25 protein-coding genes are annotated in these 21,631 nt (G+C 63.6%); 5 read left to right on the forward strand and 20 right to left on the reverse strand.

The genetic code is table 11. The features are described from left to right. Positions 1–14: 14 nt before the first annotated feature. Positions 15–677: a helix-turn-helix transcriptional regulator gene (locus ACGYK9_RS14175; protein ID WP_394414474.1), complete on the reverse strand. Its 663-nt coding sequence runs from the start codon at positions 675–677 to the stop codon at positions 15–17. Between the two features lie 183 nt (positions 678–860). On the opposite strand from ACGYK9_RS14175, the gene ACGYK9_RS14180 reads away from it, so the two are divergent. From ACGYK9_RS14180 to ACGYK9_RS14195, 4 genes are read left to right on the forward strand one after another with little or no spacing between them, the layout of a single operon-like run. Next, positions 861–1,127: a twin-arginine translocase TatA/TatE family subunit gene (locus tag ACGYK9_RS14180; protein ID WP_067268177.1), complete on the forward strand. Its 267-nt coding sequence runs from the start codon at positions 861–863 to the stop codon at positions 1,125–1,127. A 4-nt stretch (positions 1,128–1,131) separates the two neighbouring features. Continuing rightward, the gene (gene tatB / locus ACGYK9_RS14185; protein ID WP_394414477.1) at positions 1,132–1,698 is read left to right on the forward strand and encodes a Sec-independent protein translocase protein TatB; all 567 of its coding nucleotides are present in this window, start codon (positions 1,132–1,134) and stop codon (positions 1,696–1,698) included. A 5-nt stretch (positions 1,699–1,703) separates the two neighbouring features. Then, positions 1,704–2,561, forward strand: a complete 858-nt coding sequence (gene tatC / locus ACGYK9_RS14190; RefSeq protein WP_067267932.1) for a twin-arginine translocase subunit TatC — start codon at positions 1,704–1,706, stop codon at positions 2,559–2,561. Continuing rightward, a complete protein-coding gene (locus ACGYK9_RS14195; protein WP_394414480.1) occupies positions 2,558–3,406 on the forward strand; it encodes an ATP-binding protein in 849 nt (282 codons plus the stop codon). Before tatC ends, ACGYK9_RS14195 begins: the two co-directional genes overlap by 4 nt. 57 nt (positions 3,407–3,463) lie before the next feature. Here the strand turns inward: ACGYK9_RS14195 and ACGYK9_RS14200 are convergent, their stop codons facing one another. The 11 genes from ACGYK9_RS14200 to cysG form a co-directional block, all read right to left on the reverse strand. Next, positions 3,464–4,705: a peptidoglycan DD-metalloendopeptidase family protein gene (locus tag ACGYK9_RS14200; protein WP_394414483.1), complete on the reverse strand. Its 1,242-nt coding sequence runs from the start codon at positions 4,703–4,705 to the stop codon at positions 3,464–3,466. 61 nt (positions 4,706–4,766) lie between these two features. Further along, on the reverse strand, positions 4,767–5,423 hold the full coding sequence (locus ACGYK9_RS14205; protein ID WP_067267929.1) for a protein-L-isoaspartate(D-aspartate) O-methyltransferase: 657 nt from the start codon (positions 5,421–5,423) through the stop codon (positions 4,767–4,769). Further along, positions 5,420–6,205, reverse strand: coding sequence for a 5'/3'-nucleotidase SurE (surE, locus tag ACGYK9_RS14210; RefSeq protein ID WP_394414486.1), 786 nt, complete (start codon positions 6,203–6,205; stop codon positions 5,420–5,422). The genes ACGYK9_RS14205 and surE overlap by 4 nt, the downstream gene beginning before the upstream one ends. Positions 6,206–6,277: 72 nt before the next feature. Continuing rightward, positions 6,278–6,931 carry an SDR family oxidoreductase gene (locus ACGYK9_RS14215; protein ID WP_271687608.1) on the reverse strand — a complete coding sequence of 218 codons (654 nt, stop codon included), beginning with the start codon at positions 6,929–6,931 and terminating at the stop codon, positions 6,278–6,280. Between the two features lie 64 nt (positions 6,932–6,995). Then, positions 6,996–7,256 (reverse strand): pilus assembly protein PilZ, encoded by a 261-nt coding sequence (locus ACGYK9_RS14220; protein ID WP_067267925.1) that lies wholly within the window; start codon positions 7,254–7,256, stop codon positions 6,996–6,998. A gap of 190 nt (positions 7,257–7,446) precedes the next feature. After that, positions 7,447–8,295, reverse strand: a complete 849-nt coding sequence (locus ACGYK9_RS14225; protein WP_394410396.1) for a ferredoxin--NADP reductase — start codon at positions 8,293–8,295, stop codon at positions 7,447–7,449. 68 nt (positions 8,296–8,363) lie between these two features. Then, complete coding sequence (locus ACGYK9_RS14230; protein WP_394414491.1) at positions 8,364–8,795, reverse strand: DUF934 domain-containing protein; 432 nt, start codon at positions 8,793–8,795, stop codon at positions 8,364–8,366. Beyond that, on the reverse strand, positions 8,792–9,583 hold the full coding sequence (locus ACGYK9_RS14235; RefSeq protein ID WP_394414494.1) for a phosphoadenylyl-sulfate reductase: 792 nt from the start codon (positions 9,581–9,583) through the stop codon (positions 8,792–8,794). The genes ACGYK9_RS14230 and ACGYK9_RS14235 overlap by 4 nt, the downstream gene beginning before the upstream one ends. Then, entirely contained in the window at positions 9,573–11,249 is a 1,677-nt protein-coding gene (locus ACGYK9_RS14240; RefSeq protein WP_394414497.1) for a nitrite/sulfite reductase, read from the reverse strand. Before ACGYK9_RS14240 ends, ACGYK9_RS14235 begins: the two co-directional genes overlap by 11 nt. Further along, positions 11,249–11,545 (reverse strand): DUF2849 domain-containing protein, encoded by a 297-nt coding sequence (locus ACGYK9_RS14245; protein WP_136720162.1) that lies wholly within the window; start codon positions 11,543–11,545, stop codon positions 11,249–11,251. Before ACGYK9_RS14245 ends, ACGYK9_RS14240 begins: the two co-directional genes overlap by 1 nt. Position 11,546: 1 nt before the next feature. Continuing rightward, positions 11,547–12,941, reverse strand: coding sequence for a siroheme synthase CysG (gene cysG / locus ACGYK9_RS14250; protein WP_394414500.1), 1,395 nt, complete (start codon positions 12,939–12,941; stop codon positions 11,547–11,549). A 144-nt stretch (positions 12,942–13,085) separates the two neighbouring features. Here cysG and ACGYK9_RS14255 point away from each other — a divergent pair, with 144 nt between their 5' ends. Then, entirely contained in the window at positions 13,086–13,547 is a 462-nt protein-coding gene (locus tag ACGYK9_RS14255) for an Lrp/AsnC family transcriptional regulator (RefSeq protein ID WP_067265010.1), read from the forward strand. Between the two features lie 40 nt (positions 13,548–13,587). On the opposite strand, the gene tpiA is transcribed toward ACGYK9_RS14255, so the two are convergent. From tpiA to ACGYK9_RS14295, 8 genes are all read right to left on the reverse strand, one after another. Further along, complete coding sequence (tpiA, locus tag ACGYK9_RS14260; RefSeq protein WP_394414503.1) at positions 13,588–14,337, reverse strand: triose-phosphate isomerase; 750 nt, start codon at positions 14,335–14,337, stop codon at positions 13,588–13,590. Positions 14,338–14,420: 83 nt separating this feature from the next. Next, complete coding sequence (locus ACGYK9_RS14265; protein ID WP_394414505.1) at positions 14,421–14,783, reverse strand: HesB/IscA family protein; 363 nt, start codon at positions 14,781–14,783, stop codon at positions 14,421–14,423. A gap of 53 nt (positions 14,784–14,836) precedes the next feature. Further along, positions 14,837–15,550, reverse strand: coding sequence for a DUF3307 domain-containing protein (locus ACGYK9_RS14270; protein WP_394414508.1), 714 nt, complete (start codon positions 15,548–15,550; stop codon positions 14,837–14,839). Between the two features lie 113 nt (positions 15,551–15,663). Beyond that, positions 15,664–16,281 (reverse strand): hypothetical protein, encoded by a 618-nt coding sequence (locus tag ACGYK9_RS14275; protein ID WP_394414511.1) that lies wholly within the window; start codon positions 16,279–16,281, stop codon positions 15,664–15,666. A 117-nt stretch (positions 16,282–16,398) separates the two neighbouring features. After that, positions 16,399–17,610 (reverse strand): glycerophosphodiester phosphodiesterase family protein, encoded by a 1,212-nt coding sequence (locus tag ACGYK9_RS14280; RefSeq protein ID WP_394414514.1) that lies wholly within the window; start codon positions 17,608–17,610, stop codon positions 16,399–16,401. A 187-nt stretch (positions 17,611–17,797) separates the two neighbouring features. After that, a complete protein-coding gene (locus ACGYK9_RS14285; RefSeq protein WP_209218051.1) occupies positions 17,798–18,160 on the reverse strand; it encodes an SUF system Fe-S cluster assembly protein in 363 nt (120 codons plus the stop codon). Between the two features lie 93 nt (positions 18,161–18,253). Further along, the gene (rimK, locus tag ACGYK9_RS14290; protein WP_394414517.1) at positions 18,254–19,636 is read right to left on the reverse strand and encodes a 30S ribosomal protein S6--L-glutamate ligase; all 1,383 of its coding nucleotides are present in this window, start codon (positions 19,634–19,636) and stop codon (positions 18,254–18,256) included. A gap of 68 nt (positions 19,637–19,704) precedes the next feature. Beyond that, on the reverse strand, positions 19,705–21,396 hold the full coding sequence (locus tag ACGYK9_RS14295) for a mechanosensitive ion channel family protein (protein ID WP_394422566.1): 1,692 nt from the start codon (positions 21,394–21,396) through the stop codon (positions 19,705–19,707). Between the last annotated feature and the right edge of the window lie 235 nt (positions 21,397–21,631).

The raw sequence follows: 21,631 nt of genomic DNA on the forward strand, positions 1-21,631 counted from the left end.
GCGTTGATCTGGGGTTAGGGGCGATGATCCGCGAGCGTTCTGCCCGGCTCGTCCACGAACAACTCCGGTAGCGGCTCAGCGCTCTCGATCTGATCAAGCGGCAGGGTCACGAAATCCGCTGCCCCCTCGCTCCAGGCCGTCAGCAACCAGAACCGCCCCCAGTTCCGCACCTCTAGCGGCCGCACCACCTGCGGCGCTTCGCCGATCACCGCAATCCGCAGCTTTTGACGGGCCTGCACCGCCGCGCGCAGCACCGGCAGATGGGTGAAAACCCGCGTGGCTTTGCCCTGCGACCTCAGCGCCTGCGCCCATGCGGCACCCTCGGCAATGGCCTCCGTCGGCAGCACTGCGTCGAATTTGGCGGCCAATGTTTCTGCTGCGGCTTGCAGGGCGGGGTCGCCCACCTCTGCTGCCACGGCGAGGCCGAGGTTCAGCGCCTCCAACTCCGCCGCCGTCAGGGTCAGCGGGGGCAGGGTGATTGCAGGGATGATCCGATAGCCTTCGCCCCGCGTCCCAGCGATGGACAGGCCCGCCGCGCTGAGCTTGCCCATATCGCGGTAGATCGTGCGGGGGGAGACGCTGAACTGCCGGGCCAAATCCTCGGCCCGGTGCAGCCGCCCATCCCGCAGCCTGTCAATCAGCCTGACAAGCCGGTCTTCGGTTTTCGCTGATACCATGTTGCCTCCTGATGCTCCTGACAAAAACATGTCACAACGCGAATTGCACGCGCGAAAATCGGCAGTCCTTCGCCCGCAGCACCGCCCATCCGCCGCATTGCCCCTTCATGGTCCCGGCGCCGCCCGCTATCACGGTGCAGACTGGCGCGACGAGACTGCGCCAAACATGATGGGAGAACAGACATGTTGAACAATATCGGACTGCCGGGCCTGCTGCTGATCGCGGTTGTCGTGCTGGTGCTTTTTGGCCGGGGCAAGATTTCCTCGCTCATGGGCGAAGTCGGCAAGGGCATCACCAGCTTCAAAAAGGGCATCAGCGAAGGCGAAGAAGAGAACAAGCGCGACGAGATCAAACATGTCGAAGACGTGCACCATGCTGACCTGCCGGAACATGCCGATCAGGGCACCCATCCCAAGACCGACCTGAAGGCCGACAAGGACCGGGTGTAACCCGATGTTCGATCTGGGTTGGACGGAACTTTTAGTCATCGGCGTGGTGGCCCTGATCGTGGTCGGCCCCAAGGACTTGCCCGTACTGTTTCGGCGCGTCGGGCAATTCGTGGGCAAGGCCAAAGGCATGGCGCGTGAATTCAGCCAAGCGATGAACGATGCCGCCGATGAAAGCGGCATGCGCGAGATGTCATCGTCGCTGAACAAATCGCTCAAGACGGCCAGCAACCCGCTAGGCAGCGCAATGGATGAGGTCAAGGACGCGACCCGGTCACTGACCAATTTCGACCCTGAGAGCGAGACCGGCAAACTGGCGGCGCAAAAGGCCGAGGATGTGAAGAAGATCCAAGCCAGCACCGCGCGGGCCGCCGCCGAACGCAAGCAACGCGAAGCGGCGGAAGCCATGGCCGAGGCCGAAGCAGCAGAGGCGAAGCTTTCGGACGCCGCCCCGGCCAAGGAAGCCCCGGCGCGGCCTGTGATCGAAAAAGACACAGGTCAGGCCCAAGCGGCATCGGACGATGCCGCCGCCAAGACCTCAACGGCACCCAAAGCTGCCGCCAAGAAAGAGTGAGTTGAATGAGCGCCACCGACGATTATGACGAGATCGACGACAGTTCCGCCCCGTTGATCGAGCATCTGGCCGAGCTGCGCACGCGGCTCATCCATTCGGTCATCGCCTTCATCATCGGGATGGTGATCTGCTTTACCGTCTGGAACCCGATCTTTAACTTCCTGACCGAACCGCTCTGCTCGGCCATGGCGGAACGGGGGCAAGAGGATTGCGGGCTGATCCTGATCAAGCTGCAAGAGGGTTTCTTCGTCGCGATCTCGATCTCTCTCTTGGGCGGTCTGGTGCTGGGCTTCCCCTTCATCAGCTACCAGCTGTGGCGCTTCGTGGCGCCGGGGCTTTACAAGAATGAGAAGGGGGCCTTTCTGCCCTTCCTGATCTCCTCGCCGGTGATGTTCTTCCTTGGCGCGGCTTTCGCCTTTTACGTCGTCACGCCGCTGGCCTTCGACTTCTTCCTTGGCTTCCAACAAGCGGGCACGCTGGTCGGTGGGCCGGATGGTGAGAACGGCATTGCCGCCATCGCCTTCCAAGGCTCGGCGCAGGAGTATCTGTCGCTCACGATCAAATTCATCGTGGCCTTTGGCCTGTGTTTCCAGCTCCCGGTTCTGCTGACACTGATGGGCAAGGCGGGGCTGGTCAGTTCCGAAGGACTGGCCAATGTGCGCAAATATGCGGTGGTGGCGATCCTTGTGCTGGCCGCGCTGGTCACCCCGCCGGATGTGATCACGCAGGTGATCCTTTTCGTGGTGGTCTATGGCCTCTACGAAATCTCGATCTTCCTCGTGCGCCGGGTCGAGACAAAGCGCAACGAAAAGCTGCGCGAAGAGGGCTACTTTGACGACGAAGACGAGGAAGACCTGCTGTGATCAATGATCCGATGGACCGTATCGCGGCGGCGCTGGAGCGTATGTCTCCCGCGCCGCTCGCCGCGCCGGACTTCGATGCGGCCACTGCCTTCGTCTGGCACACCGACCCCGACCGTCTGGTGCCCGTGCCGCAGGTCGCGCGGATCGACCTGCCGCTTTTGGTGGGGGTGGATCGGGCGCGGGATACGCTCTTGGCCAACACCCGCCAATTCGCGGCGGGGCTGCCTGCGAACAACGCGCTGCTCTGGGGGGCGCGGGGCATGGGGAAATCCAGCCTTGTCAAAGCGATACACGCGGAAGTTCAAGCATCACATGAAGCATTGCGCATCGTTGAATTGCAGCGCGAAGACCTGCCTTCGGTCGGGCGGCTTCTGTCCCTCCTGCGCGGGGCCTCGCAGCGGTTCATCCTGTTTTGCGACGACCTTAGCTTTGGCCATGACGACGCGCATTACAAATCGCTGAAGGCCGTGCTGGACGGTGGCATCGAAGGGCGGCCCGAGAATGTCGTGCTCTATGCCACATCGAACCGCCGCCACCTGATGCCGCGCGACATGATCGAGAACGAGCGCGGCAGCGCGATCAATCCTTCCGAAGCGGTCGAGGAAAAGGTCTCTCTCTCTGACCGGTTCGGGCTCTGGCTGGGGTTCCACCCTTGCGATCAGGACCAATATCTGGCGATGATCCGCGGCTATTGCGATGCCTTCGGCGTGGAGATCGACGACGACACATTGCGCGCCGAGGCTGTCGAATGGCAGGCAACACGCGGCGCCCGCTCGGGCCGGGTGGCTTGGCAGTATTTCGTGGATTTGGCTGGCCGGAAAGGCGTTCCCGTTTCGGGCGGTTGAGCGCCGGACGGTATTGGCGAAAGGGCCCGCATATTCTGCGGGCCCTTTGTCGTTTGGTTACTGAATATAGGGCGTCGGATCGACGCTCTCAAAGCCTTTGCGCACCTCGAAATGCACATGCGATTCCGATCCGCCGCGCAGTTTGGCAATCTGCTGGCCACGGCTGACGCTATCGCCCTTGGCCACATTCACGCCGTCGACATTCGCATAGACCGTGAGCAGGTTGTTGGCATGGCGCACCACGACGATCGGGATTCCCTCGGCGCTCTTGGTGATCGCGGCGACGGTGCCCGCCTCGGCGGCTTTCACCGGCCCGCCGGGGCTGCCTTTGATGTTGATCCCCTCGTTCTTGCCCTTGGAATAGGCGCGGATGATGGAGCCTTGGACCGGCGGCGTCATCTTGGTCGCCTTTGCCGGGGCAGTGGGCTTGCCCACATCGGCCACAGGCTCTTTCGGCTCGACCTTGGGCGGCAGGGGCTGTGCGGTCTCATCCTGCGGCAGCGGTTTGGCGGCGGAGGGCGGCGTGGGCGTGGGGGTGCCTGCGCCGGGTGCGCTGGTGACCGGCTGCACGGGGCGCGAGGCGGCGGCGCTCGACTCGGTGTTGGTCGCCTGACGCGGGGGCGCCTGTTTCTCGACCGGGATCAGCAGGAATTGGCCCTCGCGGATCGCGAAATCGGGGCCGAGGCCGTTCCACTCGGCCAGCGCCTTGACCGGCACGTTGTAAAGGCGCGCCACGGTATAGGCGGTCTCGCCCCGCTCGACCCGGTGGCGCACAGGCTCTTTCGCCTGCGGTGCTGCGGCGGGCTGTGGTGCGGGTGTGCTGGTGCCTGCGGGCGGCAGGCTTTGGGTCTGGACGCTGGGGGTCGCCGGGGCGCGGTCGATGGCGCTGCCGGCAAGGGTGGTAATGTCCACGGCGCCATTGGTGCCCGGCGCAGGCTCAGAGACTCGGCGGGGCAGGGCGATGATCTCACCCTGGCGGAGCGGGACGCCCTGATCGATCCCGTTGTAGCGGGCCAATTCGCCGCTGTCGGCGCCCACACGCGCGGCCACGTCTTTCAGCGTATCGCCCCGGCGGGCGACGACGACTTGGTAATTGGGATAAGAGATCACGCCCCGGGCGTCGGGTTTTGGCCGGTCTGCCAAAGGCCCGCGTGCGGCTTCAGCGGTGGAGAACCCATCGCCAAAGGTGCTGCGCATGTCGTAATCCAAGGGCTGATTTTCGCAACCTGCCAGCAGTATCGCACTGGTCCCGGCCATTAGGGTCAGCCGCATGGGGCGGCGCAAGCGTGTTTGGCGCATCTGCAAGTCCTCATCTTCGCCCCCAGACGGTATGGGGCGTTGTCCGTGTCTCTGTAACCTATTAGCCGTCCTTGCCCAAGCCTTCCAGCAGGGGGACAAAGCGCACGGCACGCAATTCGTCGTATTCCAGCCCATCAGCGGTCTTTCGCACGCGGATGAGGTGTTGGACCGTGTCGGATTGGCCGACGGGCAGCACCATGATGCCCCCCTCTTTTAGCTGCGCGAGCAGGGGGCCGGGCGGGTCTTCGGCGGCGGCGGTCACGATGATCCGGTCAAAGGGGGCCTGTTCGGCAAGGCCAAAGCTGCCATCGGCGGTGATCGCGGTGATATTGGTCAGATCCATCGCCTCGAAGACACCGCGCGCCTCTTGCACCAGACGGCGGTGCCGGTCGATCGTATAGACCCGCCGGGCGAGCTTGCTGAGGATCGCGGCCTGATAGCCCGAGCCGGTCCCGATTTCGAGCACCTTATCGCGCGACGATACCTGCAAGGCTTGGCTCATGAGCCCGACGACAGAGGGTTGGCTGATGGTCTGGCCGCAGGCGATGGGCAGGGGCATATCCTCATAGGCGCGGCTGGCAAAGAGGCCGCGGATGAAGGGGCCGCGGTCGATCGCTTCCATCGCTGTGAGCACGCGCGCATCGGTCACGCCTTTGGAGCGTAGCGCGTAGAGGAACTGCATTTTGCGTTCCGCTTCAGAGATGGGTGGCTCATTCATCCGTTGATGCCCGCCAGCGTTTCGAGGGCCGCGTGATCCGTCAGGTCGCAGCGCATCGGGGTGACTGAGACATAGCCGTCAAGGTTGACGCAGGCATCGCTGCCCGGTGCCGTCTGCACGCGTTGATCGCCGCCCTTGATCCACAAAAAGCGGCGGCCTGAGGGCGACAGATGTGCTTCGGTCGAAAACCCGGTGCCGGGGCGGCGGCCCTGCGGGGCCAGCCGGATGCCGCGCACATCAGCGCCCGCTACGGGCGGGAAGTTCACGTTGTAGAAAAGCCCATAGGCCGCGTCTTCCTTGGGGCTGTGATCTAGAATGCGGCGGCAGGTCTCGGCCCCATGGTGGGCGGCGGCCTCAAAAGGATCGGCCAGATCGCGGTTGGCGGGGCCGTAGTATTGCGACAGGGCGATGGCCGGAAGCCCCTGCAACGCCGCTTCTATCGCGCCGCCAAGCGTGCCGGAATAGAGCGCGTTTTCAGCCGCGTTATTGCCCCGGTTCACGCCGGAGAGCACCAGATCGGGGGGGGCGGCGGTCATCGTGTCGTGGATCGCGGCAAGGACGCAATCGGCGGGGGAGCCTTCGGTGGCGAAGACACGGTCGTCCAATTGCGTGATCATCATCGGCTTGGTGTAGCTGATGCAATGGCCGACGCCGGATTGCTCAAACGCCGGTGCCACGGTCCAGACCTCGCCCGTAGGCCCGGCCAGTTCCTCGGCAATGGCGCGCAGCACGGCCAGACCGGGCGCGTTGATGCCGTCATCGTTTGTAATCAAAATACGCATGAATGGCCCCTTTTTGCCTTGATAGGCGAGGGGCGGACCGGCGGCAAGCGCAGCGCGCCGGTGCCGCGCGGTTCAGGAGGCGGAGTTTTCCGACAGTTGCGCCAATACCGCAGCGGCCTGCGTGGCGGTGTCGCTCAGCGCCGCGCGGTCTTCGCCGGGGAAGAAGCGGGCGCGGGTGGCGGTGGGCATCGGCTCGGGCGTGAGGATATGGACACGGGGGCCGATCTGCGCGGTCTCGACCTGCCAAGAGGTCGCCAGCGCGATCTGCGCGGCCTTCGTGGCGCCGTAGCTGCCGAAGAATTTCGTGCCCGCACGCGGATCGTCAAAGAAGACCGCCGTGCCATCCGCCCCCAAAAGCGGCGAGACAAAGGTGATCAGCCGCGCGGTGGCGGTGACGTTTCCGGCGATGGATTTCTCCATATCCTTGGCGTCAATGTGATCGGTGGGCGTCAACGGGGCGGCATGGACGGCGCAGTGCAGCCAAAGGTCAAGCCCGCCCCAGCGGTCATGGATGCCCCGGCAGAGCACGGCCATGGCATCGGCGTTGGTGATGTCCATCGGCGCCAAGGTGGCGCTGCCGCCCTTGGCTTGGATACGGTCGTCCAACTCTTCAAGCGCGCCGGTCGTGCGACCGACCGCGATGATGTGGTGGGTGGGGGCCAAGGCTTCTGCCAATGCGGCCCCAAGGCCGCGCGATGCGCCGGTGATCAATGCTGTCTTGCTCATGCGCGGGATGTGCACTGCCCCGCGCGGCAGGTCAAGAGGCGCGCGCCGCGCCTCCCCCAAGGTTTCAGCCCTGCGGCAGGCGCAGCACCTGATTGCCGCGGCGGCTGGAGAGCACCAACGTCCCTTGTCCGATGGCGGAGACGACGCCGCCAGCGACCTGATCGCCCACTTCGACGCGTGAGATTTTGCCGCCACCTTCGCGGATCAGCGCGCCGGGCGTGCTGTCGCTGCCGAAGATGCCGATCAGCGCCGTGCTGGACAGGTCGGCCTTCTGAGTTGCCAGATCGGAGACTTTCTTTGGGGTCGGGGTCCCATTGCTCGCCATTGATATGCCTTTCGCCTGTGGTTGCGTTTCGCGCGGCAGTCCCCCGCGCTCGCAAGGCGTCAGCTAAGCCCTGCCGCAGTGCAGCGGAAGGGGGCGTTTTCGGGATGCGCAGGGTTCTGCCAAAGCGTCGGCAAAGCTGCGCCGACACCTTGGTTGTAACGCTGCGACCTTTCGTAAGGCTTAATTTGGCTCAGCCGACGAAAGCCTTTTCGACGACGAAATGCTGGGGGTCGGAATTGGCACCCTCGGTGAGGCCAAAGCCTTCGAGAATCTCCATAATATCCTTGTTGAAACCAAGGCTGCCGCAGACCATGGCGCGGTCATGGGCGGCATTGATTTGGGGCACGCCCAGATCTTTGAAGACCGTGCCATCCTGCAAAAGATTGGTGATCCGGCCCATCTTGGGACTCTCTTCGCGGGTGGTGGTCGGGTAATAGCGAATCTTGGCAAGGTTTTCCGGGCCGATGAGTTCCTGCATCAGCTCGTCAGCCTTCAGCCCTTCGATCAACTGGCGGCCATACTCAAGCTCTGCCACATCGCGGCAGGTGTGGGTGACGATGACCTCGTCGAATTTCTCATAGGTCTCAGGCTCGCGCAGCAGGCTTGCGAAGGGGGCAAAGCCGGTGCCGGTGGCGAACATCCACAGCCGGTGGCCGGGCAGAAGCGCGTCATGGACCAGTGTGCCCACGGGCTTGGGCCGCAGGATGATCTGATCGCCGGGCTGGATGTGTTGCAGTTTGGAGGTCAGCGGGCCGTCTTGCACTTTGATCGAGTAGAACTCCAACTCATCGTCCCACGCGGGCGAGGCGATGGAATAGGCGCGCAAGAGCGGTTTTTGCTTGCCGGTTTCGGGATGCGGATCGCCCATCAGGCCGATCATCACGAACTCGCCCGAGCGAAAGCGCAGGGAAGCGGGCCGGGTTACCCGGAACGAGAAAAGCTGATCGGTCCAGTGGGTGACCGAAGTCACGGTCTGGGCGTCGGGCAATGTCGGGACGGGCTTGGCGGCGGTTTGGTTCACTGTGCTCTGCTCGGTCATCATGGTTTCCGCAAATCGGGTTGCGGCCTCTACTTATGGCAAGGAAGGGGGGAGGGCAATGAAGCGGCCTATTTGGCCGCGGTCGCCGGTCCGGATGCGGCACCGCGCAGGCGGGACTGATAGTCATGGGCCTGCCAATCGGCGCGGGCGCGCCATTGGTCCTCAGGCTGGCGGGCGGCCAGATCCTCGTCGATCTCGACCTCATCGAACCCGGCGCGGCGGGCCATGGCATATTGATCGGCCAGCACATGCCCGCGGGCGCGCAGGCGGCCCTTGTAGCCGCGCAGGCGCAGGACGCGGGCGATGGTAAAGCCGCGCCCATCCGCGAAAGAGGGGAAATCGACGCGGATCATCTCAAGCGCCGGGGTCAGGCTGAGGGCATGGGCATCGGCGTCAGAGGCCAGATCGACGGCGCGGCAATCGTTCGCGGCGCCATCCTCGCAATAGCCTTGGGTCCAGTCGTCGGCGGTGAAGCCTGTGTCGGTGACGAGTACGCTCATGATTTGTCTCCTGTTCGGACCACTTTGCCGTTCACAAAATGGATGCCGCATTCTTCTTTGTTCTGATCGCGCCAGCGCCCGGCGCGCGGGTCTTCGCCCGGGGCCACGGGCGAGGTGCAGGGCGCGCAGCCGATCGATGGGTAGCCCTTGGCCACCAGCGGATGCCGGGGCAGGCGGTTTTCGGTGATGTAGTCGGCCACATCGGAATTGGCCCAATAGGCCAGCGGGTTCACCTTGATGCGCGGCGCGGCACCGTCTTCGGGGATCTCGGTCTCGAAAAACTCCAAGGCCGCGCGGCTGCCCGATTGAAAACGTTTGCGCCCGGTGATCCAGCCGTCATAGCCCGCCAGCGCGCTTTGCAGGGGCCGGGTCTTGCGCAGGGCGCAGCAGGCATCGGTGTCATATTGGTGCAGCGTGCCATCGGGATCCTGTGCTGCGATTTCTGCGCTGCGCAGGGTGGTGACATTGCGCAGGCCGAGGCGCTCGCTCAGTTCCTGCTGGTAGACGAGGGTTTCGGCAAAGAGCATCTCGGTGTCGATGAAGAGCACCGGGATGTCCCGCGAGACCATGGAGGCGAGGTGCAACAGCGCCACCGATTCCGCGCCGAAGCTGGAGACGAGGGTGAGGTTCTCGATCTCCGTATCGGCGCGGCGGATCACATCCGTCGCCCCGTGGTGGCGCAGGTCGGCGTTGAGCCGTGCCACCTTTTCCTCGACCGCGCGCAGCCCCTCGGGGGGCGGCGCATCGGTATTTGAGAAAGGATGAAGTTCAGGGGTATCAAGCGGCATTGGCCCGATCCTTCTCTGCCGCTTCGGGGTAGAGCACGGCTTTGAATGGCGCGAGGCCGAGGCGGCGGTAGGCTTGCAAGAACGTCTCGCCGGGATCGTTGCGCAGGTCGAGATAGCCCAGAACGAGGCGTTCGATGGCGGGGATGATTTCCTCGGCCGAGAAGCCGGGGCCGGTGCGGGTGCCGAGGCTTGCGTTTTCTGTGCCGTCGCCGCCGAGGGTGATCTGGTAGTTTTCCACACCTGCGCGGTCGAGGCCGAGGATGCCGATATGGCCCACGTGGTGGTGGCCGCAGGCGTTGATGCAGCCGGAGATCTTGATCTTGAGCGGGCCCACGTCATGCTCGAGCTTTAGCTCGTCGAAACGGGTGGCGATTTCCTGCGCGATGGGGATGGAACGCGCGGTGGCCAGCGCGCAGTAATCCATGCCGGGGCAGGCGATGATGTCCGAGATCAGGCCGATGTTGGCGGTGGCCAGTTTCGCCTCTTTCAGCGCGGCGTGTAGTTCGGGCAGGTCGCTGCGGTGCACATGGGGCAGGATCACGTTCTGCTCATGGCTGATGCGCAGCTCGTCATGGCCAAAGCGGCGGGCGAGGTCGGCCATCACGCGCATTTGGTCTGCCGTCGCGTCGCCCGGCGTGGCGCCATGGGCCTTGAGGCTGATCGAGACGATGGCATAGCCGGGCGCGCGGTGCGCGGCGAGGTTGGTATCGGCCCAGGCGCGGAAGGCCGGGTCATTGGTATAGGCGGACTCGTAAGCCCCGAGTGAGGCGGTTTTGAACGCGGGTGCTGCAAAGTCGGCTTCGATACGCGACAGCATTTGCTGATCGACGCCGGTGAACTGGTCGCGGATCAGCGCATATTGCGCATCGACCCGAGCGCGGATGTCTTCGATGCCGTTCTCGTGCACGGTGATCTTGATGCGCGCCTTGTACTTATTGTCGCGGCGGCCCAGCACGTTGTAGACGCTGACGATGGCTTCGAGCGTGGGCAGCAGATCGTCGGCGCTGACGAATTCATAGAGCACCTTGCCGATCATCGGGGTGCGGCCAAGACCGCCGCCGACGATGACTTCGAAGCCCTGTTCGCCATCGCGTTCGATGATGCGCAGGCCGATGTCATGGGCTTTGATCACCGCCCGGTCGGCGGCGGCGCCGGTGACGGCGACCTTGAACTTGCGCGGCAGGAACTGGAACTCGGGGTGGTCGGTGGACCACTGGCGGATCAGCTCGGCCACGGGGCGGGGGTCGGCGACCTCATCGGCGGCGGCCCCGGCGAAATGGTCTGCCGTCACGTTGCGGATCGTGTTGCCGGAGGTCTGGATCGCATGCAGCTTCACCTCGGCCAGCGCGTCGAGCATATCGGGCACGTCGCGCAATTCGGGCCAGTTGTACTGGATGTTCTGGCGGGTGGTGAAATGGCCGTAGCCCTTGTCCCACCGCTCGGCGATATAGGCGAGTTGATCCATCTGGGCGCTGTTCAGCGTGCCATAGGGGATCGCCACCCGCAGCATATAGGCGTGCAGTTGCAGGTAGAGGCCGTTCATCAGGCGTAGGGGTTTGAACTCATCCTCGGTGAGCGAGCCGTCGATGCGGCGCTCGACTTGGGCGCGGAACTGGGCGTTGCGCTCGGCGAGGAATTTGTCGTCGAATTCGGTGTAGCTGTACATCAGACGGTCTCCTGTTTGCCGTGGGCGTAGTTTGAGGGGCCGGTGGCGCGGAACTCTTCGCGGAAATGGGTGGGGCGGGGGCCGCCCGCTTCGGGGGCCACATCGGCGAGGTAGACGCCGACGACCAAATCCTGTTGGCTCAGCGCGTCGATCAGGCGCAGGTCGGCGTCGGCCTCATCGGTGAGGACTTCGGCTTCACTCAGTTTGCGGGTCCAGCCGGTGGCGGTTTGATAGACCACATCGCCTTCGAGCAGCGCATTGGCGGTGATGACCTTGGGGGTGAAGGGTTTGGGCATGTCAGGCCAGCTCCTCTAGCGGGGTTTCGGTGGCAACTTGGACGGCGGCGCGCGGGGCGAGGCCGTAGAAGGTGAGCGCGGGGCCGGTCATTTCGGCATCGGCCAGATCGCGCGGCAGATCGTTCAGCGTGGTCGACAGCACCCGTTGATCGGCGCGCGAGGCGTTTTCGATCACGGTGACGGGTGTGGCGCGGTCGGCGCCGTGCATCAGCAGGCGCCCTTGGACGAAACGGGCGGATTTCTTGCCCATATAGATCGCGGCGACTTCATTCGGGCGCGCGAGGGCGGCCCAATCGTGATCAGCGAAACCCTTCATGTCATGCCCCGTGAGGAACCGAACCGAGGCATTGCGGCCCCGTTTGGTCAGGCTCTGCCCGATGCCCGCCACGGCGGCAGAGGCGGCGGTGATGCCGGGCACGATGTGCCAGCCGATGCCATGGGCGTCGACCGCGTCGATCTCTTCGTCGAGCCGACCAAAGACCGTGGCATCGCCGGATTTCAGCCGCACCACCTGCGCGCCGCTTTGCGCGTGTTCGACCAGCAGGGCGTTGATGTGCTCCTGGGCCGTGGAGGGGCCGAAACCCTCTTTGCCGACGTCGATCATCAGCGCTTCGCGGCGGGCGAGTTCGAGGATCTCGGGGCTGATCAGACGGTCGTAGATCACCACATCGGCCTCATCCAACGCGCGGCGGGCCTTGAGCGTCAGCAGTTCCGGGTCGCCCGGGCCGCCGCCAACAAAGGCCACATGGCCTGCGCGGGCCTTGCGGGTGAGGTGGGTGTGCAGCAGGGTCTTCAGCGCCGGGCGCACGGTATCCTTGCCCTCAGCCATGGCGCGGGGGCCGGTGGCGAAATAATACTCCCGCCAGAAATCACGGCGCGCGCGGCCCATGGGCAGGGCATCGGCCAGTTTGCGAAAGCCTTTGCCGATGCGCGCCAGCGGGCCGAGGGTGACGGGCAGACGCTCTTCCAAATCGGCCTTGATGGCGCGGGCCAGCACCGGGGCGGCGCCTTCGGTGCCGATGGCCACGGTCACCGGATCGCGGTCGACGATGGCGGGGGTGATGAATTCGCTGTCGTGCAGGTTGTCGACGATGTTGACCAGCACGCCCGCCGCATGGGCCAGCGCGGCATTCTCGGCATCCAGCGTGTCATCTTCATCCGCCGCGTAGAACAGCCGCGCGCCGGGGAGATCGGCGGCGGTGAGGGGGCGGCGATGTAGGGTGAGCTTGCCTGCCGCTTGCCAGTCGACGATCTCTGCCGCCGGGTCGGGGGCGAAGACATGCAGCGCCGCTTCGGTTTTCATCAGCAGACGCAGCTTGGCCAGAGCGGCTTCGCCGCCGCCGGAGAGGAGGATCTTTTGCCCGCGGGTGGCAAGGAAGATGGGAAAGTGATCCATGATGCGCCCTGTATTCTGTTTGACGTGACCTCTTATATAGGAAATATTCCCGATAATTGGCTATATGCTGGCGCAGATAAGAACATGCGTTCGCTTTGGCCGCGGGTTGAGTATGAACGTCCTGCCGGGGCGAGAGAGAAGAGAATGACTGTCCGAATTGATGAGACCGACCGGAAGATTTTGGCGCAGCTGCAACGGGATGCGAGCCAATCGCTGGACGATATTGCCCGTGAAGTGGGGTCTTCGAAAACGCCGGTGTGGAATCGGATACGCAAGCTGCGCGAAGCCGGGGTCATCGGCCAACAGACCGTGGTGCTGGATTCCGAAGCGCTCGGGTTCGAGGCCTGTTTCTTTGTCCTGATCCGCACGTCAGAGCATGAGGCGGCTTGGCAGGCAGCGTTTTTGCAGGCGTTGAAAGACCGGCCCGAGGTGCAGGAGGCGCACCGTCTGGCGGGGGATATCGACTATATCCTGAAGGTGCGGGTCAAGAACGCGCGGGCCTATGATGTCTTTTATCAGGCGCTGATTTCAGAGGTGAAAGTGCATAACGTCACGGCGCTTTTGTCGATGGAAGAGATCAAATCGACGACGATGCTGCCGCTGTAAGAGGGCGGGGCGGCGGGTGTCTTCGCCGCCCCGCATTGGCTTAGGACTGGGCGAGGGCCGTCACGATGGGCGCGAAATCCTCGGCCTTGAGGCTGGCCCCGCCGACCAGTGCGCCATCGACGTTTTCGACCGCGAAGATTTCGACCGCATTGGCAGCCTTTACCGACCCGCCGTAGAGCAGGGGGAGCGCATTGCCGATCTCCGCGCCGAAACGGCCGATCAGGCGGGTGCGGATGAAGTCATGCACCTCTTTGATCTGCGCAATGCTGGGGACCTTGCCGGTGCCGATGGCCCAAATCGGCTCATAAGCGATAACGGTGTTCCCGGCCTCCACAGCATTGGGGAGGGAGCCGTCGAGCTGCGCGCCGATAATGTCGAGGGTCTGGCCCGCGTCCCGCTCAGCCTCGCTTTCGCCGATGCAGATGATGGCGGTGAGACCGGCACCCCATGCGGCAACAGCCTTGGCTTGCACATCGGCATCGGTCTCGCGGTGGGCATCGCGGCGCTCGGAATGGCCGAGGATCACATGGCTGGCCCCGCTGTCGGCAACCATCGCGGCGGAGATATCGCCGGTGTAGGCGCCCGCTTCTTCGGCATGGCAATCCTGTGCGCCGATCTGGATCGGGCTGCCATGGGTGGCGTCGGTGGCGCGAAAGAGGAGGGTGCTGGGCGGGCAGATCACGACCTGCGGCGGGTTGTCGGGCAGGCCGGTGGCAAGGCTGTGAAGCTCTGTCAGCGCGGCGGCAGTGCCGTTCATTTTCCAGTTGCCGGCGGCGATTTTGGGGCGCATCGGTTCCGTCCTGATCTGTTAATGTTGCCAGATCAGTTCGCAGGCCCGTGGCCTTTCGTCAAGGCCGGGGCCGATCGGCGCGCTTACTTCGCGCCGAGGCTTTCGTCGAATTTAATCGATTCGCCGCAGCCGCAGGCTTCGGTCACATTGGGATTGCGGAATTTGAAACCGGACTCGAGCAGCGTGGTCTCATAGTCGATCTCGGTGCCGAAGAGGAACATCTGCGCCATGGGGGCGATCATCACCCGCGCGCCGCCTTGTTCGACCACCTCATCATTGGGGTCGGTCGCTTCGACGTATTCCATGGTGTATTCCATCCCCGCACAGCCGCCTTTTTTGACGCCAATGCGCAGCCCGGCGTGGCCCGCCGATTGCATCAACTTCGCAATCTGGCCAGCGGCTTTGGGGGTCATGGTAACGGCTTGCTTGCCGGGAATGCCAAACATCACAAATCTCCTATGCCGCCAAGATAGGGGTGCGGCGCGGCGATCTCAAGCCGTCAGAAGGAATTCATTGCGGCCTTGGTGGCGAAGGCGGCGATGAGCGCCCAGCCGAATGAGGCTAGCGTGCCGATAATCACGTATTCGCTTATCTTCTGGTTCTTTTTTACGGTGTCAAAGCGCAGAATCGACTTTGCCGCGATGAGAAAACCGATGCCCGCAAGCTCGCCGATCATGACCATGAGGAAGATCAACGCGCGTTCCAGCAGGCCGATCATCCGCCCGGCATTCTCCAGCCCGTCCGGCTGGGCTTGAGCTTTGTGCGGCAGCATCAGGCCGCCCACCGCCGGACCGCCCGCAAGGGTCGCGGTGATCAGCCCGGCAAGGAACAGGGCAGGCGGGATGAGCGTACCGCTGTGGTCGGCCCAAATGCCGCTGGCAAAGGCATCGGGGGCATAGAGGACAAGGACCCCGATGCTGATGAGATGGGCAAGTTGATCGGTAAGGTAGGGCCAAAGCCGGTCGCGCTGGTGCTCCGGCACGGCGTAGGTCTTAAGCGCATCAATCGCGGTATGGGCAAGCGCGAGGAGGGCGGCAGGGATCAAACTGCCGCCGAGGGCCAATGCGGTCAGGGCAAAGACGATAGCGCCGTGGAGCAGCAGCACCTGCGGCTTGCGCTTGGCGGCGACCATCGCATTGGTTTGAAAAACGAAATCGGCCAGCAAGTGAGCGATCAGGCAGGCGAGAGCGGTGGCGATGGCCTGTTCGGTCATAGAAATTCCGGTAGTTGGTGATGGCGTCCATTTGAAAAGCCATGGCGAGCCGGGACAAGTGTTTTCTTATAGTGTTTAACAGTCTAATTTGGCTGTAATTTGGTAAAACAGGCTTAAAGGGCTGTTTTGCGCGCCTCGAGAACCTGGCAGACCTCCCGCAACTCATCTATCCCCGCCGCCTCCACATGGCCCTGCACGCTTTGCTGTGTCAGGTCAAACTGCCGCGCAAGCTCTGCTTGGACGGGCGGTTCGGGGGCCAGCATGTAATAGGCGACATCGGCTTGGCGCTTGGTCCAGCCGCCCGCGATCCGGTCGGCGAGGGGCAGGGCCGTGCGCAAGGCGAGGGGGGCGTCGGGCGCGTGCATGCGTCGCGCGCGGGGCATGTTGTCGAGCGCGTGGCCGGAGCTGACCAGTGCCACTCCGTCCGCGCGGGATAGGTCGTCCCCTGCGAAATGCGCGGGGCCGATCCCGATACCAAAGCGGGTGTCGGCGGTCTTGCCGCAGCGGCGCACGGTGGCGCGTAGCACGAGGGCTGCGCGGAAGGTGAAGGCGGGCGCCACGGCCATCTGCCAGCCATCTCCACGAAAACGGGTCATCCGGGCGGGCTGCCCTTGCCAAGCAGTCAGCGCCTCAGCGGCGTCGTCAAGGCGCGCAAAGATGGCATCCAACTCCGCCCGGCTCATCGCGGAGGATTTCACGATATCGCCGGTAAAAATTGCCCAAGTTTCCATGGCTTGCCCCTTGTTTCCCGCAATGTCGCAGGAAGGCGAAATCCATGCAAGCCCGGCCACGGAAAAGGGCCGCCCGGGAGGGGGCGGCCCTGATGGCGTTCTAACGGCTAGGACCGATCAGAGGCCCATGCAGTTCGCATAATAGGTCACGGTCGCGGGCCAGTCAGAGAAGACACCGGCCACGCCCACGTCTTGGGCCAACACATCCAGCGCCACCAGATAGTCGCTGTCGTCTGTCACGATGTCATTGACCGACTGGAAGTACCAACCGCCACCGGAGGCGAGCGGGCCGGAACGCTCCAGCGTCCATGCGATCAGGGTCAGCCCTGCTTCTTTCGCGGCCATGGCGTATTCGGATGCGGCAATGGCGCCGTCCTTATTGGTCAGCATCATGTTGAGCGAGGGGGCAAGGTAGTTCACGCCCTTGGCTTTCAGATTGGCGAAATCCTCGGCCCAAGTCTCGGGGTTTTGCTCATCGAAACCGTCGGACCATTGCACCAGATAGACAGCCTGTTTGCCGAATTCCGGAGTGTTCTCAACCCAGTAAAGCACGTCTTCGAGGTTGAAGGACTGCGGCCAGACGTCGGAGGCGGGGATGCCTGCGGCGACATATTCATCCACCAGCTTCTGCGCGTAGTCTTCTTGCGAGAAACCGTCGTGGGGCATCTCGACAGAGGGGGATTTCAACTCGGGCGTGAACTTGGCGCCCAGGGATTTGAACAGTTCGATCGATTCCGCATGGGTCATCAGATCGGCCTTGTCGCTGTAAAGCTCGGTGCGCCAAGTCGCGACGCCGCCCTGATAGTCTTCGGCGGTGGTGGCGGTCTTGTCGGCGCTGTCCATCTTGGGCGTCAGGGTGCGGAATTCGGCCAAGGTGATGTCGGAGGTGCGGCATTCGGCGCTGGCGGGCGTGTCACCCGACGCGGCGGTGAAGCCGGTGGTGCATTTCTCAGCCAGATCGGAGACGAGGATGTTCGTCGTGGTGTGCAGGTCGTTCTGCGCGTGGCGGCAGACCAGCTCATGATCGGCGGTAAAGGTCACGTCGCATTCCAGAATGCCCGCGCCCATGCGCGCGGCGGCGACGTTGGATTGCACGGTATGCTCAGGAAACATCAGCGGCGCGCCACGGTGGCCGATGGAGAAATCGGTTTTGGTGGCGTCTTGCCCCATGCAGGAGGCCAGCTTGTCCTTCAATGCGCCCTCGGGCAGCTTGTCCACCAGATAGGCCGGGCGGGGGCCGTATTCCACCGGTGTCGCGGCGGCGTGGGCCTCGGCCAGTGCCATGCCGGGCGCGAGGGCCAGAGCGGCGAGAGAAACAAGTGTTCGCATAATGTTATCCGTTCGTGAATGAAGTTCTGGGGCTTCTATGGGTGCCCGATGTAACGGTTTCACGACCGGATCATGTCAGTCAAATGAACAATCCGCGGTGACCCCGCTCGGCGGGAAGCGGCCAAAAGAAAACGCCGCCGATGAGTTACATCGACGGCGTCTGTTGTTCGCGCTGCGAGACTGCCCGCTACATGAAGCCCAGTTCGAGACGGGCTTCGTCAGACATCATGTCCATGCCCCAAGGCGGCTCCCAAACCAGTGCCACATTGACCTGCTTGACCCCGGCGATCGGCTCGACCGCATCGGCAACCCAGCCGGGCATCTCACCGGCCACGGGGCAGCCGGGCGCGGTCAACGACATCTTGATGTCGACTTCATTCTCGTCGTTGATGTCGATGGTGTAGATCAGCCCCAGTTCATAGATATTCACCGGGATCTCAGGGTCATAGACCGTGCGACAAGCCTCAACGACCTGCTCGTAGAGCGGGTGGTCGGTGGAAGAGGGCGCAATCAGCGGTGTCCCTTCGAGCGGTTGGGTCTGTTCGGTCATCTCTTGCCTCGCATCATTCTCGACGTTTTATATAGGGATTGCGGGCAGGGGCGTAAAGTGGCCCCGAGCCGGGTGGGGCTGCTGTCGCCCCCGCTAGCCGCCTTTGCGGCGCCGCGCGGGCTGCGGCTTCACACGGGCTTCGATCTCATCATAGACCTTGCCGACGATGTCTTTCTTGGTGGCATTCTCGATCCCCTCGAAACCGGGGGAGGAGTTGACCTCAAGGACCTTTGGCCCGCTTTCGGACCGCAGCAGATCGACACCGGCGATGCCGAGGCCAAAGGCGCGGGCGGCGCGTACGGCGGTGTCGCGTTCCTCTTTCGAGATGCGCACGACCTTGGCCGAGCCGCCCCGGTGCAGGTTCGAGCGGAAGTCCCCTTCGGCACCTGTGCGTTTCATGGAGGCCACGACCTTGCCCGCCACCACGAGACAGCGGATATCTTCACCGGCGGCTTCCTTGACGAAATCCTGCACAAGGAAGTTGGCGCGCAGGCCGCGGAAGGCGTCGATAACGCTCTCGGCGGCCTTTTTGGTTTCGGCCAGCACGACGCCCTTGCCTTGGGTCGACTCCAGTAGCTTTACGATCAGCGGTGCGGTGCCCACCAGCGCCATCAGGTTGGAAGTGTCTTTCGGCGATGCGGCAAAAGCCGTGGTCGGCATACCGATCTTTTTCGCGGCCAAGACCTGATGCGCGTGCAGCTTGTCGCGGCTCGCGGTGATCCCGGCAGAGCCGTTGACGCAATAGGTGCCGATCGTCTCGAACTGACGGATCACGGCGGTGCCATAGGGGGTGATCGACGCGCCAATGCGCGGGATCACGGCGTCGTAGCGCGGCAGGCGCTTGCCGTCGTAATGCACCTCGGGGGCCAATTGGTTGATCGCCATATAGCAGCGCGTCGTGTCGATGACTTCGACCACATGGCCGCGCGCCTCGCCAACCTCGACCAGTCGGCGGGTGGAGTAGTTGTCTTCCCGGCTTAGCACGGCAATGCGCAGGGCGCGCTGCGGCGCTTTGTGGCGCAGGCTGGCGGTGTGGTAAACGTCGTAATTCAGGTCAGGTTGCAGCCGTCGTTCGGTGGCCGAGATGTTGATATGTTCGGTCAGCGCCTGACGGCCCAGCAGCATGCGGCTGGTCATGGTGCCCCGGTTGGTCAGGGTCACGTCGATGGGCCAGCTTTGGCCGCCGACCTCAAGCGTGGTGGCGATGACGAAACGTTGCTCAGACTCGCCGTTGGAGGAAGTCACCTCGCGCCGGTCGATGATCGGGGCGGAACAGGTGATCGAGATATCCTCGCGCCCGGAAATGGGATGCACGTTGAACCGCACCTTGGGTTTCGAGGCGGGGCCGAAAACTTCGATGTCATGGGCATGCAGCGCCGAGGTGCGCGCGCCGGTGTCGACTTTTGCTTTGATCGCGGGCAGGCCAAGATCGGGCAGGGCAACCCATTCTTCCCAACCGAATGTGAGTTTTTCCATTGCCTGCTCCTTGGGTCATTGGTCTGCCTGCCTAACCTGCGGCAGGGGCTGCATCAAGCGGCGCGATGTCAGGGGGTGCCCATATCCGCGGGGGCGGGGGGCAACATGCGGACGTCGTCTTCTTTCTCCATCCGCGCGGCGGCGGCAAGAAGTTCCTCGCGCACGCGGCATTCGATATCCCAAAAGGTGGCGGCATTGTCGGTGGGCAACTCGAAGCGCACCTTGATGCCAAAGGCATCTTGGTCGAGCACATGCACCTTGGCCTTGTCCATCGGTTTGACATCATCGGGGTCTTCGCGGGCCAAGAGGTCAAAGAACACGCGGCGCAGGGCTGCCACATCGGCGTTTTGCGACAGGGTCAGAATGATTGGGCGCACCATGGCGTGATCCTCGATCGACCAGTTTTCAAAGGCGTCGGAGACGAAATAGCTGACCGGCACGATCAGCCGGGTGCCGTTCCAGTTGAGCAGTTGCACGTAAGTAAAGTGAATTTGCTCGACCGTGCAGAAATGCCCTTCGAAGATCAGTTGGTCCCCGATCCGTGCAGAGCGGTTCAGCGCAATCTGGATAGAGGCGAGGATATTGCCTAAAACCTCACGCGCGGCGAAACCCAAGACGATGGTCACCGCACCGGCAGAGGCCAGCAGCGACAGGCCAAGGGTGTTGTCCGCATTGCTGGAGACGAGGATCACCCCTGAGGCCACCAGCACGGCGATCACGATCACCCCTTTGCGCGCCGCCGCGATTGTCGTGGCGATAGAGCGCATATGGGCGTTCATCGGATCGGCCAACTCATAGGCGTTGTTGGGGCTGATCCGGTCAAAGATCTCGTCAAAGGTAAAGACAATGGCGAGGGCGGCGGCGGTAACATAGGCGATCAGCAAAAGCGGGCTGAGCACCGCGTCGATAAAGCCCGAGACAACCAAGACCCTGCTGGTGGCCGTGCCAATGATTGCCGCGCAAAGCACGATGGCGGCGGGCCAGCGGAAGGAGCGCAGCACAAAGCGCATCCAGCGGCGTTTGGCGGCCTGTCCGAGGCGGCGCATGATGCTAAAGGCGAACCAACCGGCTGTCAGGGCGACGACGACCAGCAGGGGCAGGAACAGCACCTCCCACAGGTACATGCCCCAAAAGGCGCGAATGCGCAGCCAGTCGGGCAGCATCGTCTCAAGGTCCGTCGGCCCATACTGCGCGTGAAGATGCGGAATGTTATCGATGCTCTGGCGCGAGAAGACCCAGACTGGCTCGGCATCCTCACCGGGTTTGATCCGGTTGAGCCGCAGCGGCACGTCATGGCCGCCCAGTTCCAACCGGTCGATCAAGAGCGAGCGGCGCACGCGCCCGGTGTCATTGTCCTCGGCCGAGCCTGAGAGCCAGCCGTCGGGCCGGTCCGCCAGCCTGCGCCATGGCACGACGACCTTGCGCTCCATCAGAACGGAAAGCTGAAAAGCGCGCTCGGCCCCAATAACCGCCTGATCCCCTTGCGGCAGGTCCGACAGGTCAAGGATATGGGCCGCGTCCGAATAGTGGCCATTGTCGGTGAGGTAGATGAAACTTTCCAACGCCGCCATCGGTGTGCCGCGGTCCAGCGTCTCAGGCGGTGGCGGCAGGCCGGGGTTCAGCTCGGTTGTTTGGAACCATTTCTCCTGCGCCTGCCCGGTGGCGGCCCCCGTCAGCAGCGCAATCGCCAGCACGAAGGCCCCCAGAAAACGAGGAAACACAGTCGCGAAAGCGCGTGGGAGTAAGGCAAGCCGCTGCATGGATAGCGCAATGTAGCGGGGGTTCGGGCAATTCAAGGCTGCGCGGCGCTTTGAAACGCTATTTGCGGGCTTTGGGGCCTGTCGAGATCGCGCATGACCCTCCGCCCATCGCCGGATCGCTACGTCAAAATGCGCCCGCAGAGCGGGGAGAGGGCAACGAACAAGCCCGGCCAAGCACCAAGCCCGTTATCCTTTGAACGATACCATTCTCGTGCAATCTCGGCTATTTCAGCTT

This window comes from Sulfitobacter sp. 1A15258 (genome assembly GCF_043557045.1).
Lineage (GTDB): Bacteria > Pseudomonadota > Alphaproteobacteria > Rhodobacterales > Rhodobacteraceae > Sulfitobacter > Sulfitobacter faviae.